The following is a 13,480-nucleotide window of genomic DNA, read 5'->3' on the forward strand; positions in this document are numbered from 1 at the left end:
GCGAAGCCGTAAGGCGAAGTATAGGGGCTGACACCTGCCCGGTGCTGGAAGGTTAAGGAGAGGGGTTAGCGTAAGCGAAGCTCTGAACTGAAGCCCCAGTAAACGGCGGCCGTAACTATAACGGTCCTAAGGTAGCGAAATTCCTTGTCGGGTAAGTTCCGACCCGCACGAAAGGTGTAACGATTTGGGCACTGTCTCAACCAGAGACTCGGTGAAATTATAGTACCTGTGAAGATGCAGGTTACCCGCGACAGGACGGAAAGACCCCGTGGAGCTTTACTGTAGCCTGATATTGAATTTTGGTACAGTTTGTACAGGATAGGCGGGAGCCATTGAAACCGGAGCGCTAGCTTCGGTGGAGGCGCTGGTGGGATACCGCCCTGACTGTATTGAAATTCTAACCTACGGGTCTTATCGACCCGGGAGACAGTGTCAGGTGGGCAGTTTGACTGGGGCGGTCGCCTCCTAAAGTGTAACGGAGGCGCCCAAAGGTTCCCTCAGAATGGTTGGAAATCATTCGTAGAGTGCAAAGGCATAAGGGAGCTTGACTGCGAGACCTACAAGTCGAGCAGGGACGAAAGTCGGGCTTAGTGATCCGGTGGTTCCGCATGGAAGGGCCATCGCTCAACGGATAAAAGCTACCCCGGGGATAACAGGCTTATCTCCCCCAAGAGTCCACATCGACGGGGAGGTTTGGCACCTCGATGTCGGCTCATCGCATCCTGGGGCTGTAGTCGGTCCCAAGGGTTGGGCTGTTCGCCCATTAAAGCGGTACGCGAGCTGGGTTCAGAACGTCGTGAGACAGTTCGGTCCCTATCCGTCGTGGGCGCAGGAAATTTGAGAGGAGCTGTCCTTAGTACGAGAGGACCGGGATGGACGCACCGCTGGTGTACCAGTTGTTCTGCCAAGGGCATAGCTGGGTAGCTATGTGCGGAAGGGATAAGTGCTGAAAGCATCTAAGCATGAAGCCCCCCTCAAGATGAGATTTCCCATAGCGTAAGCTAGTAAGATCCCTGAAAGATGATCAGGTTGATAGGTTCGAGGTGGAAGCATGGTGACATGTGGAGCTGACGAATACTAATAGATCGAGGACTTAACCATATAATATGAAGCAAATGTTATCTAGTTTTGAAGGAATATACCTTCATAGTTTGGTGATGATGGCAGAGAGGTCACACCCGTTCCCATACCGAACACGGAAGTTAAGCTCTCTAGCGCCGATGGTAGTTGGGACCTTGTCCCTGTGAGAGTAGGACGTCGCCAAGCAAGATAAAAACACAAGTCTTTTGACTTGTGTTTTTTTGTTTTTAAACAGTACATGAAAGAAGTAAAGGGAATACATAAGTAATACAAACACGTTGCCCAAGAATAAATCATATTATATAAAAAATTGATGTATATTTTCCGGAAATTTGTTAAGGAATAGAGGTATAAAATATGTTTATTTAAAAAGGGAGGAAAGATTATGAAATTACCAAGTGAAATTTGCATCGTTTGTGAGACAAAAAGAGGGGAAGGAATATATGTATATAATAATTTAATATGTTACGAGTGCGAAAGAAATCTGGTGAATACTGAGACAACTGACCCGAAGTATATACATTATTTAAAACAACTGCGAAAATTAGAAGTATCATATTTTTAAATAGGCATTATGCCTATTATTTTTTTTGCCCTAATATCTGTATAATAGATACAGAATGAATAATAAGGAAGAGATATATATGAATCAAAATCGTATGCCTTTATATGAGGCGCTAATGGAATTAAAAGAAAGGCGACTACTATCTTTTCATGTTCCGGGTCATAAGAATGGTTTAAACTTCCCTCAGAAAGCTTCAGGGGGGTTTAAGGACATATTATCAATTGATGTAACAGAGTTAACAGGATTAGATGATTTACATAGCCCGTTTGAATGTATAGATGAAGCACAGCAATTATTAGCTGAAGTATATGGCGTGCACAAAAGTTATTTTTTAATTAATGGTTCAACAGTTGGAAATTTAGCAATGATTTTGTCTTGCTGCGGCGAACATGATATTGTCCTCGTACAAAGAAATTGTCATAAATCGATCATTAATGGTTTGAAATTAGCAGGGGCTAATCCGGTCTTTTTAAATCCATGGATTGATGAAGTACATAACGTACCAGTAGGTGTTCATGATGAAATTATTAAGGAGGCAATTACAAAGTATCCAAATGCAAAAGCACTTATTTTAACACATCCTAATTACTATGGTATGGGAATTGATTTAGAGGCAAGTATCGCTTACGCACATGCACATAAAATTCCTGTTCTAGTAGATGAAGCCCATGGGGCGCATTTTTGTATAGGGGACCCCTTCCCGAAGTCAGCATTAGTTTATGGTGCGGATATTGTGGTTCATTCCGCACATAAAACATTACCTGCGATGACAATGGGATCTTATTTACATATAAATAGCCGTTTGGTGAGCGAAGAAAAAGTTTCCTCCTATTTAAGTATGCTACAATCTAGTAGCCCATCGTATCCAATTATGGCTTCTCTTGATATAGCACGTTTTGCAATAGCTGTTATAAAGGAAGAAGGTCATGATGAAATCGTTGAGTTTTTACGCCGATTTAAAGAAGGATTGCGATCTATCCCACAAATAGCTATTTTACAATATCCATCGCAAGATGAATTAAAAGTTACGGTGCAAACTCGCTGTCAGTTATCGGGGTATGAATTACAGTCTGTATTTGAAAAAGTCGGTATATATACGGAAATGGCAGATCCATATAATGTCCTATTTATATTACCGTTACAAGTAAATGAGGGGTATATGAAAGCTATAGAGATCATTCGATTAGCTATGCAGCAATATAAGGTAAAAGACAAGACAGCATCAATTCGTTATACTTATAAAGGGGAGATTTCCCCTTTACCGTATACGTATAAACAATTAGAGAGATATGAAACGAAGTTAGTATCTATAGAAGAAGCCGTTGGTATGATAGCTGCAGAAATGGTGATTCCGTATCCACCTGGAATTCCATTGATCATGTATGGAGAGAGAATTACTCAAGAACATACAAAGCAAATTACTCATTTAGAGAAAACAGGGGCTCGTTTTCAAGGTAGTACGAAATATATGAACGTGTATGATATAGAAAGTAGGTTTTAGGATGAAGGGATTATTTGTAACAATTGAAGGGCCAGAAGGTTCGGGTAAAACAACATTAATTAAAAGTTTATTAACATATTTTGAGCAAAAGGAACAAAAGGTAATGGCGACCAGAGAACCAGGTGGTATTGCAATTTCTGAAGATATTAGAACAATTTTACATAAAAAAGAGTATACGATGATGGAAGCACGTACAGAGGCGCTCTTATATGCTGCTGCACGTAGACAACATTTAGTGGAAAAAGTTATGCCAGCACTTGAGGAAAACTATCTTGTGCTATGTGATCGTTTTATAGATAGCTCTTTAGCATATCAAGGATATGCAAGAGGCTTAGGTATGGATAAAGTATTTGAAATTAATCGTTTCGCAACGGAAGATTGTATGCCTAGTTTAACAATCTATTTAGATATTGAGCCAGAGGTAGGTTTAGCACGAATTGGAAAAGATGCAGGACGTGAAGTAAATCGACTAGATATGGAAGATATCTCTTTCCATAAACGTGTGCGTGAAGGGTATTTACAAGTTGTAGAGCGTTTCTCTAATCGCATTGTATTAGTAAATGCTGATCAACCAATGAAAAAACTTATAGAAGAAGTTGTTCAGATTATAGAAGATAAATTGTTATAATAGAAGGAAAGAATGAAATAAGTGAGGTATGCAGTATGATAAATACGTGGGAGCAGCTTTCTGCTATACAGCCCATCGGTGTCAAAATGTTGATGAATAGCATTGCAAAAGAGCGTATATCCCACGCTTACTTGTTAGAGGGAGGGAAAGGGACTGGGAAGTTCGCCACAGCAATTCAAATGGCAAAAAGTTTTCTCTGTTCACAAAGAAATGGTGTAGAGCCTTGTCATGTATGTACGAATTGTCGCCGAATTGATTCAGGTAACTATCCAAACTTACATATTGTAAAACCAGATGGATTATCTATTAAAAAACAGCAAATTCATGATTTACAAGAAGAGTTTTCAAAAACAGGATTAGAAGCAAATAAAAAAGTATATATTATTGAGCATGCAGATCGTATGACAGCAAATGCAGCGAATACGCTCTTAAAGTTTTTAGAAGAACCAAGTAGTGATACAACAGCTATTTTACTTACTGAACAAAGTCATCAGATTTTAAATACAATCTTATCTCGTTGTCAAGTTGTTACGTTTAGGCCGTTGCCTACAGAATCTTTAATTAAGAGGTTAGAGGAAGAAGGTATTACAGTTTCTTTATCTACACTTGCTGCGCAGCTTACAAATAGTTTTGAAGAAGCTTTATTAATGTGTAATGATGAATGGTTTGCACAAGCGAGAGCTTTAGTGATAAAATTATGTGAAGCGCTCGAAAAAGATAAGGCCTCTATTTTTTTTGTACAAGAAAAATGGGGGAAGCACTTTGGAGAGAAAGAACAATTACAGCAAGGCTTAGATATGTTACTCCTTATTTATAAGGATTTATTATATGTTCAACTTGGAGAAGAAGATCGTCTTGTTTTTCATGAGCAGAAAGAGATGTTTGAATCCTTTTCTTATGCTCAGAAGCGCATTGTATCAGCTCTCTTTAATATATTAGAGGCAAAAAATAGAATCAACGCTAATGTAAATGCGCAGCTTGTGTTCGAACAGTTAGTGTTGCGGTTGCAGGAGGGATGACCGTTTTGTATGATGTAGTAGGTGTTCGCTTTAAGAAGGCCGGAAAGGTATATTACTTTGATCCAAATCAGTTCGATATCTCAGAAAATGAGTTTGTAATTGTAGAAACGGTAAGAGGTATTGAGTATGGAAAAGTAGTTATTACCAAAAAGCAAGTTGATGAAAATGACGTTGTATTACCGCTAAAAAAAGTTATTCGTATTGCAAATGAAAATGATCGTACCATTGTTGAAGAGAATAGGCATGCTGCGAAAGAAGCATATCAAGTTTGTCAACAAAAGGTAGGAGAACATAATCTTGATATGAAGCTTGTAGATGTAGAGTATACGTTCGATCGTAATAAGATTATTTTTTACTTTACTGCGGATGGTCGGATTGATTTCCGGGAACTAGTGAAAGACTTAGCGGCAATTTTTAGGACAAGAATTGAGCTGAGACAGATCGGCGTTCGTGACGAAGCAAAAATGCTTGGTGGTATTGGTCCATGTGGTCGTATGCTTTGTTGTTCTACTTTTTTAGGAGATTTTGAACCTGTATCCATTAAAATGGCAAAAGATCAAAATTTATCATTAAATCCTGCAAAAATCTCTGGTTTATGTGGTCGCTTAATGTGTTGCTTAAAATATGAGAATGATGAATATGAGGCAGCAAAGGAACAACTTCCTGATTTAGATCAACGTATACAAACACCGCACGGTACTGGCCGTGTTATCGGATTAAATATTTTAGAAAGATTAATTCAAGTGGAACTAGTAGACAAGGAACGGATAGTAGAATATACGTTAGATGAATTAATGAATAAAGGGGTCGTTTCGAGTCAAACCACAGATTAATGAGGTGGGTGCTTGTGGAGAAAAAGGATATTTTTGCATCGGTTTCTAGTATGGAAGAGCAAATTGGACATTTATACAAACAGTTGGGAGAATTAAAACAACATCTTGCAGAATTATTGGAAGAAAACCAACATATAAAAATGGAAAATGAAAATTTGCGACATCGTTTTGAAGAAGTGCAGAACAAGGAAAAACAAAAAACTCAAAAACGCAAAGAAATGAAGGCGAAGACAGATATTGGTGAAGGCTACGATAATCTAGCGAGACTATATCAAGAAGGTTTTCATATTTGCAATCTACATTATGGAAGTGTACGTAAAGAGGGAGATTGTTTATTCTGTCTGTCATTTTTAAATAAAAAGTGAGATTACCTTTCCAATATAATTGGAAAGGTAATTTTTTATACATGAGAGTAGAATGAAATTTATTTTTACATTAATAGAAGATGAAATAGGGTAGGTTAAGTGTAAGAAAGGGAGCAATATATGAATTTATATGAAGATGAGCGTTTAGATTACTTATTAGCGCAAGATATGAAGATTGTACAAAGTCCATCAGTATTTAATTTTTCTTTGGATGCTGTTTTACTTGCAGATTTTGCTTGGGTGCCAATTCAAAAAGGTAATTTACTTGATTTGTGTACAGGTAACGCAGTTATCCCTCTTTTATTAAGTACAAGGACAAAAGGGAAAATTACAGGTGTAGAAATTCAAGAGCGCTTATATGATATGGGAATAAGAAGTGTTCAATACAATAATTTAGTAGAAAGAATTCATTTAATCCATGGAGATTTGAAAGATATGCCGGAGAAACTTGGACGTCATCAATATGATGTTGTAACATGTAATCCTCCTTATTTTCAAACACCACAAACTTCTGAGAAGAATATGAATGAACATTTAGCGATAGCTCGTCATGAAATTATGTGCACACTAGAAGATGTTGTATACGCAAGTAGTCAGCTAGTGAAACAGGGTGGGAAAGTAGCATTTGTACATCGTCCAGGTCGTTTGCTCGACATCGTCACATTAATGCGTAAATACAAAATTGAACCGAAACGTGTGCGATTTGTTTATCCTAAGGCTGGTAAAGAAGCGAATACATTGTTAATTGAAGGAATTAAGGATGGGAATGCAGATTTAAAAATCTTACCACCTCTTTTTGTATATGAAGAAAACAATGAATATACAAAGGAGCTTCGTTCAATTTTATATGGAGAAGAATAAGCATTGTTTTTATGTGGTGGAGTGTTCTGATGGAAGTTATTATGCTGGATACACGAATCATATAGAAAAACGGATTCAGACCCATAATAGTGGAAAAGGTGCTAGATATACACGCGCTAGACTTCCAGTTGTTTTAAAATATGTAGAGGATCACGAGGATAAACGAACGGCTATGCAAGCTGAGTATCACTTTAAGCAGTTAACGAGGAAAAAAAAAGAAGAATATATGCAAAAAGGAGAACGCTATGTGGCAGCAAAAAAGCTTTCAGCAAAATGAAAAGGGAGTTTTATATTTAGTACCGACTCCAATCGGAAATTTAGAGGATATGACATTTCGTGCAATCCGAATTTTAAAAGAGGCAGACATTATTGCAGCGGAAGATACAAGGCAAACGAAGAAACTTTGTAATTACTTTGAAATTGAAACACCAGTTATGAGTTATCATGAGCATAATAAAGGAGTAAGTGGACGGAAAATTTTAGATAAGTTAGAAGAAGGTAAGACTGTAGCCATTGTGAGCGATGCTGGTATGCCATGTATTTCAGATCCTGGTTATGATATCGTTGTAGAGGCTGTAGCAGAACAATATCATGTTATCCCGCTTCCTGGGGCAAATGCAGCCCTTACAGCATTGATTGCATCAGGACTTGAGACAAAACATTTTTATTTCTATGGTTTCCTGCAAAGAAATAAAAAGGGACGTAAGCTTGAATTAGAAAAACTACGCTATATTCCAACTACAATGATGTTTTATGAGGCGCCACATCGTTTAGATGATACTTTAATCTCTATGCAAGAAGTATTAGGAAATAGGGAAATCGTATTATGTCGTGAGCTAACGAAAAAATTTGAAGAGTTTATTCGTGGAACAATTGAAGAAGCGATTGAGTGGACGAAGCAAAATGAAGTTCGTGGTGAGTTTTGTATTTTAGTAGCAGGTTCAACAGAAGAACCTACTCCAGAAGAACAATGGTGGGAAGCTATTTCAGTATATAATCATATTGAACATTATATAAATGAAAAAGGTATGAATTCAAAAGAAGCGATAAAAATAGTCGCTAAAGACCGAGATTTGTCGAAACGCGACGTATATCAAATCTATCATGTGGATAAAAAATAAGCTTCTCATAATTGAGAAGCTTATTTTGCTGTTTCGATATAATCTTGAAGTTCGTTTAAGACTTGTTCAGCGCCTTCTTTACTTAAGATAATTTTACCTTCAGCTAAAGATAGGTTACCATCAGATACTTCACCAGTTACTTGGCAAGTCATGTTTGGTTTATATTTCTTTAAGATGATTTTTTCATCATCAACGTAGATTTCAAGAGCATCCTTTTCTGCAATACCTAAAGTACGGCGTAATTCGATTGGAATTACAACACGACCTAATTCATCAACTTTACGAACGATACCAGTAGATTTCATAATTCTTTTCCTCCTAAATAAATAGTTTATAAGTTTCGAGTCTATTTTTTTGATTCGTCATTTTTCGACAAAATACCCTATGGACATATGATACCAATCATTTACATTTCCGTCAATTATTAAATTCTATATTTTTAAAAAAGATTTATAGATTTTTATACTTCTTATATATGATAGAATGTAAGTCATTTCTACAATTGTTTTGTATTATTTTTTGTAATGTTTATACTTTTCGGGAAATATATTGTATATTTTTTTTGAATATGAGTAATAGATGATAAAGATATCGAGCATTAACTCGTTTTTATCCCGCATTAACGAGCAGTAAGACTCCCACTTCAAAATTTAGCCGGAGCAAAGAAGTTAAGTGGGAGTCGGGCTGCTCGTAAAAGCCCGATTGGTTCAACTAATAATCCATGGGGGATGAACCCTCTCCACGGATTAAAGTTTCACTTTATATATGAGTTTTTGATATACTGTTTATAAATACATATGAGGTTATTCGGGAGGTCCAAAACGATGAAAGAGGAAAATAAGTCCTTTTATATTACTACCCCAATTTATTATCCAAGTGGAAAGTTACACATTGGACATGCTTATACGACAGTAGCAGGAGATGCGATGGCACGATATAAGCGTATGCAAGGATACAATGTTCATTATTTAACAGGAACTGATGAGCATGGACAGAAGATCCAAAAGAAAGCAGAAGAACTAAATGTTACACCACAGGCATATGTGGATAACATTGTATCAGGGATTAAAGAACTTTGGGAGAAGATGGATATCTCTTATGATGATTTTATTCGTACAACTGAAGATCGTCATAAAGATGTTGTTGAGAAAATCTTCAAGCAGCTAGTAGATCAAGGCGATATTTATCTTGATGAATATGAAGGTTGGTATTCTGTACAAGATGAAACATTCTATACAGCGCATCAATTAGTAGATCCAATTATGGAAGGTGACAAAGTAGTTGGTGGAAAAAGCCCAGATAGTGGTCACGCTGTAGAACTTGTTCGTGAAGAGTCTTATTTCTTTAGAATGGGTAAATATGTAGACCGACTATTAAAGTTCTATGAAGATAACCCACATTTCATTCAGCCGGAGTCCCGTAAAAATGAAATGATTAATAACTTCATTAAACCAGGATTAGAAGATTTAGCTGTTTCTCGTACTTCATTTGACTGGGGAGTTCGTGTTCCAGGTAACCCAAAACACGTTATTTACGTATGGGTAGATGCGTTGTCTAATTACATTACTGCATTAGGATATGGAACAGAAAATGAAGAGAAGTATAAAAAATTCTGGCCAGCAGATGTCCATTTAGTTGGGAAAGAAATCGTTCGTTTCCACACAATTTATTGGCCAATTATTTTAATGGCTTTAGATTTACCACTTCCGAAGAAAGTCTTTGCTCATGGCTGGATTTTAATGAAGGATGGAAAAATGAGTAAGTCAAAAGGAAACGTAGTAGATCCAGTTACACTAATTGATCGTTACGGATTAGATGCATTGCGTTACTACTTACTTCGCGAAGTTCCATTTGGATCTGATGGAGTATTCACACCAGAAGGATTTGTTGAACGAATCAACTTTGATTTAGCGAATGATTTAGGTAACTTATTAAATCGTACAGTAGCTATGATTGATAAATACTTTAACGGGGAAATCCCTGCATTTAAAGCAAATGTAACTGAGTTCGATGAAACGTTAGTGGCATTTGCCAAAGATACATTGAAAAAAGTAGAAGAGGCAATGGAGAATATGGAATTCTCTGTAGCGCTAAGTTCCATTTGGCAATTAGTTAGCCGTACGAACAAATATATTGATGAAACGCAGCCGTGGGTATTAGCGAAGGATGAGAATGATCGCGAAAAACTTGCGTCTGTAATGGCCCACTTAGCTGAGGTACTTCGTCAAACAGGTATTATGCTTATGCCATTCCTAACAGTAGCACCAAGTAAGATGTTTGCTCAACTTGGACTTACTGAAGAGGCGCATAAATCTTGGGAAAGCCTATCTACAATTGGATGTATTCCAGCTGGAACAAAAGTAGAAAAAGGAAACCCAATCTTCCCTCGTTTGGAAATGGAAGTAGAAGTGGGGTATATTAAAGAACAAATGCAAGGTTCTGCTCCTAAAGTAGAAGAGAAAAAAGCAGAAGAACCAAAGGCAGAAGAAATTACAATTGATGATTTCTTTAAAGTAGAATTACGAGTAGCTGAAGTAATATCCGCTGAACCTGTGAAAAAAGCAGATAAGTTGTTAAAAATTCAACTTGATTTAGGTACAGAGAAGCGCCAAGTGGTTTCTGGGATTGCTAAATTCTATTCCCCAGAAGAACTAAAAGGTAAAAAGGTTATTTGTGTAACGAATTTAAAACCTGTAAAATTACGTGGTGAATTATCACAAGGTATGATTTTAGCAGGTGAAGAGAATGGCGTATTGTCATTAGCATCAATTGACCAGAATTTACCAAATGGTACAAAAATCAAGTAATTGAGACAAGAAAAGAGATGTTTCACGTGTAACATTGGTGAAGCATCTTTTTTCTTTTTACATTCCGTTTTTTGCATTAAAATTGAAGTATTGTTATCGTTAAGTTAGAAAGAGTGTAGTTTTTCTATGAGAGAATTGATTTCAATATAAAAGGAGTTATTTATTATGTTGTTTGATACACATTCACATTTAAATGCAGAGCAATTTGAAGAAGATTTACAAGAAGTTATCGCGAGAATGAAAGAAGCGGGAGTTACATATACAGTTGTTGTTGGATTTGATGAAGTAACGATAAAGAAAGCAATTGAATTAGCAGAGGCTTATGATTTTATTTACGCTGCAGTTGGATGGCATCCTGTTGATGCAATCGATATGAAAGAAGAACATTTAGCTTGGTTAGAAGAATTAGCGGCTCATCCTAAAGTAGTTGCAATTGGGGAAATGGGATTAGATTATCACTGGGATAAGTCTCCAAAAGAAATACAGAAGGAAGTATTCCGTAAACAAATTGCATTAGCGAAAAAGGTGAAATTACCGATTATTATACATAACCGCGATGCAACTCAAGATATTGTTGATATCCTAGAGGAAGAGAATGCAGCTGAAGTAGGGGGCATTATGCATTGCTTTAGCGGTAGTGTAGAAGTAGCGCAGCGATGTGTCGATATGAACTTTTTAATTTCATTAGGTGGGCCAGTAACATTTAAAAATGCCAAGAAACCGAAAGAAGTTGCTATGGAGATTCCGTTAGAAAAATTATTGATAGAGACAGATTGCCCGTATTTAACACCACACCCATTTCGAGGGAAACGAAATGAACCTAGTTATGTAAAACTGGTAGCAGAAGAAATTGCGAATTTAAAAGGAATTTCTTATGACGAAGTAGCGCAAGTAACAACAAAGAATGCCAAATCCTTATTTGGTGTTGAATAAAAAAGAATGGGGAGTCCCATTCTTTTTTTGTTTTTTGAGAAGAGAGATAGTAGAAGTGATAAGAACCCACTATTTACTCATAACATAAGTGTAGAAATATTGCGGATAAATTAAGATGGAGATAGAAGTGTTACAATAAGGATAGTGAACAAAGATTTTTCTCTTCTACTTTTTAAAATGTACGATTGGGAAAATAATAATGGAAAAGTCGTCATTTTTTTGTTTTACTAAGTAGAGATGAAAAGAGTGTGGAGGCAAGCATGAAAATTAAAGAGATTATCGTTGTAGAAGGTAAAGATGATACAGTTGCGATTAAACGTGCTGTTGATGCGGATACAATCGAAACGAACGGTTCAGCAATCGGTGATCACGTTATTGAGCAAGTTAAATTAGCGCAGCAAAAACGAGGCGTTATTATTTTCACAGATCCGGATTATCCTGGAGAGCGTATTCGAAAAATTATTTCTGACAAGGTTCCTGGATGTAAGCATGCTTTTTTAACGAAGGAAGAAGCACTTGCTAAAAGGAAAAAAGGTGTTGGAATCGAACATGCTTCTAATGAGTCGATTCGCCGTGCTTTAGAGAATATACATGAAGAAATGGAAGCTTACACAAGTGAAATTAGTTGGAGTGATCTAGTCGATGCGGGCTTAGTGGGCGGAGAAATGGCAAAGAGTCGCAGAGAAAGAGTGGGTAAGCTATTAAAGATTGGTTATACAAACGCAAAACAGTTACATAAACGTTTACAAATGTTTCAGGTTTCAAAGGAATCATTTGCAGAAGCTTATAAGCAAGTAATACAGGAGGAAAAAAAATGAAGGATATCGCAACACCAAATCGTACGAAAGACATTGTTGAAAAGTATGGATTTTCATTCAAAAAAAGTTTAGGACAAAATTTTTTAATTGATACGAATGTATTAAATCGTATCGTTGATCACGCAGAAATCGGTTCAGAAAGTGGCGCAATTGAAATTGGACCAGGTATCGGTGCGTTAACAGAGCAATTGGCAAAGCGTGCTAAAAAAGTAGTGGCTTTTGAAATTGATCAGAGATTATTACCAATTTTAGACGAGACGTTAGCTCCATATAGCAACGTTACAGTTATAAATAAAGATGTACTAAAAGCAGATGTACATGAAGTGTTTAGTGAGCAATTTGAAGAAGGACAAGATGTAATGGTAGTAGCTAACTTACCATACTATATTACAACGCCAATTTTATTTAAATTGCTCGAAGAAAAATTACCGGTTCGTGGATTTGTTGTTATGATGCAAAAAGAAGTTGGGGATCGTTTAGCTGCTAAACCAGGAACGAAAGAGTATGGTTCTTTATCAATTGCCATTCAGTATTATACAGAGGTAGAAACAGTTATGACTGTACCGCGTACAGTGTTTGTGCCACAACCAAATGTTGATTCTGCGATTATCCGTCTTCTAAAGCGTCCTAAACCAGTTGTAGAAGTGACAGATGAAACTTTCTTCTTTGAAGTAGTACGAGCAAGTTTCGCACAGCGTCGTAAAACTTTAATGAATAATTTATCAAATAATTTAAATGGTTTCCCGAAAGATAAAGAGCTGTTGGATCGAATTTTGACAGAAGTAGGAATTGATCCGAAGCGAAGAGGCGAAACGCTATCTATCGAAGAGTTTGCAACATTAAGTAATGCATTAATTCTTCATAAATTGTCATAAGAATATGAAAGGGACAGTTCAACTTGAGCTGTCCCTTTTGTCACCTTTCCTTTCCTAAATTCATACTTTAAAAA

Annotated in this window: 14 protein-coding genes and 2 rRNA genes (1 of these 16 only partly in view); 15 read left to right on the forward strand and 1 reads right to left on the reverse strand. The window is 36.7% G+C overall.

The genetic code is table 11. The features are described from left to right. The 11 genes from NSQ69_RS00165 to rsmI all read left to right on the forward strand — a co-directional run. A 23S ribosomal RNA gene (locus NSQ69_RS00165) occupies positions 1 to 1,101 on the forward strand; it begins 1,821 nt to the left of the window's first position. A gap of 49 nt (positions 1,102 to 1,150) precedes the next feature. Then, positions 1,151 to 1,266 (forward strand): 5S ribosomal RNA (rrf, locus tag NSQ69_RS00170). Between the two features lie 199 nt (positions 1,267 to 1,465). Further along, on the forward strand, positions 1,466 to 1,645 hold the full coding sequence (locus tag NSQ69_RS00175; RefSeq protein ID WP_002130199.1) for a sigma factor G inhibitor Gin: 180 nt from the start codon (positions 1,466 to 1,468) through the stop codon (positions 1,643 to 1,645). 79 nt (positions 1,646 to 1,724) lie between these two features. Beyond that, on the forward strand, positions 1,725 to 3,146 hold the full coding sequence (locus tag NSQ69_RS00180) for an aminotransferase class I/II-fold pyridoxal phosphate-dependent enzyme (protein ID WP_063225903.1): 1,422 nt from the start codon (positions 1,725 to 1,727) through the stop codon (positions 3,144 to 3,146). Position 3,147: 1 nt separating this feature from the next. Then, positions 3,148 to 3,774: a dTMP kinase gene (gene tmk, locus NSQ69_RS00185; RefSeq protein ID WP_341098859.1), complete on the forward strand. Its 627-nt coding sequence runs from the start codon at positions 3,148 to 3,150 to the stop codon at positions 3,772 to 3,774. Positions 3,775 to 3,809: 35 nt separating this feature from the next. Beyond that, on the forward strand, positions 3,810 to 4,793 hold the full coding sequence (gene holB / locus NSQ69_RS00190) for a DNA polymerase III subunit delta' (protein WP_002009636.1): 984 nt from the start codon (positions 3,810 to 3,812) through the stop codon (positions 4,791 to 4,793). Between the two features lie 5 nt (positions 4,794 to 4,798). Continuing rightward, positions 4,799 to 5,626 (forward strand): PSP1 domain-containing protein, encoded by an 828-nt coding sequence (locus NSQ69_RS00195; protein WP_002009637.1) that lies wholly within the window; start codon positions 4,799 to 4,801, stop codon positions 5,624 to 5,626. Positions 5,627 to 5,640: 14 nt separating this feature from the next. Then, entirely contained in the window at positions 5,641 to 5,991 is a 351-nt protein-coding gene (gene yabA / locus NSQ69_RS00200) for a DNA replication initiation control protein YabA (RefSeq protein WP_002009639.1), read from the forward strand. A 120-nt stretch (positions 5,992 to 6,111) separates the two neighbouring features. Then, complete coding sequence (locus NSQ69_RS00205; protein ID WP_002130206.1) at positions 6,112 to 6,852, forward strand: tRNA1(Val) (adenine(37)-N6)-methyltransferase; 741 nt, start codon at positions 6,112 to 6,114, stop codon at positions 6,850 to 6,852. Then, positions 6,839 to 7,129 (forward strand): GIY-YIG nuclease family protein, encoded by a 291-nt coding sequence (locus tag NSQ69_RS00210; protein WP_002130207.1) that lies wholly within the window; start codon positions 6,839 to 6,841, stop codon positions 7,127 to 7,129. The genes NSQ69_RS00205 and NSQ69_RS00210 overlap by 14 nt, the downstream gene beginning before the upstream one ends. Continuing rightward, a complete protein-coding gene (rsmI, locus tag NSQ69_RS00215) occupies positions 7,098 to 7,973 on the forward strand; it encodes a 16S rRNA (cytidine(1402)-2'-O)-methyltransferase (protein ID WP_002130208.1) in 876 nt (291 codons plus the stop codon). The genes NSQ69_RS00210 and rsmI overlap by 32 nt, the downstream gene beginning before the upstream one ends. Before the next feature lie 20 nt (positions 7,974 to 7,993). Here the strand turns inward: rsmI and NSQ69_RS00220 are convergent, their stop codons facing one another. Continuing rightward, complete coding sequence (locus NSQ69_RS00220) at positions 7,994 to 8,278, reverse strand: AbrB/MazE/SpoVT family DNA-binding domain-containing protein (protein ID WP_000843037.1); 285 nt, start codon at positions 8,276 to 8,278, stop codon at positions 7,994 to 7,996. A 519-nt stretch (positions 8,279 to 8,797) separates the two neighbouring features. Between NSQ69_RS00220 and metG the strand changes: the two genes are divergently transcribed. From metG to rsmA, 4 genes are all read left to right on the forward strand, one after another. Then, on the forward strand, positions 8,798 to 10,780 hold the full coding sequence (gene metG / locus NSQ69_RS00225) for a methionine--tRNA ligase (RefSeq protein WP_033728750.1): 1,983 nt from the start codon (positions 8,798 to 8,800) through the stop codon (positions 10,778 to 10,780). Between the two features lie 165 nt (positions 10,781 to 10,945). Further along, positions 10,946 to 11,713: a TatD family hydrolase gene (locus NSQ69_RS00230; protein WP_002009645.1), complete on the forward strand. Its 768-nt coding sequence runs from the start codon at positions 10,946 to 10,948 to the stop codon at positions 11,711 to 11,713. A 260-nt stretch (positions 11,714 to 11,973) separates the two neighbouring features. After that, complete coding sequence (gene rnmV / locus NSQ69_RS00235; protein ID WP_002029323.1) at positions 11,974 to 12,531, forward strand: ribonuclease M5; 558 nt, start codon at positions 11,974 to 11,976, stop codon at positions 12,529 to 12,531. After that, positions 12,528 to 13,406: a 16S rRNA (adenine(1518)-N(6)/adenine(1519)-N(6))-dimethyltransferase RsmA gene (rsmA, locus tag NSQ69_RS00240; RefSeq protein ID WP_002091590.1), complete on the forward strand. Its 879-nt coding sequence runs from the start codon at positions 12,528 to 12,530 to the stop codon at positions 13,404 to 13,406. Before rnmV ends, rsmA begins: the two co-directional genes overlap by 4 nt. Positions 13,407 to 13,480 lie beyond the last annotated feature (74 nt).

The organism is Bacillus sp. FSL R10-2201, assembly GCF_038008665.1.
Classification (GTDB): Bacteria; Bacillota; Bacilli; order Bacillales; family Bacillaceae_G; genus Bacillus_A; species Bacillus_A mycoides.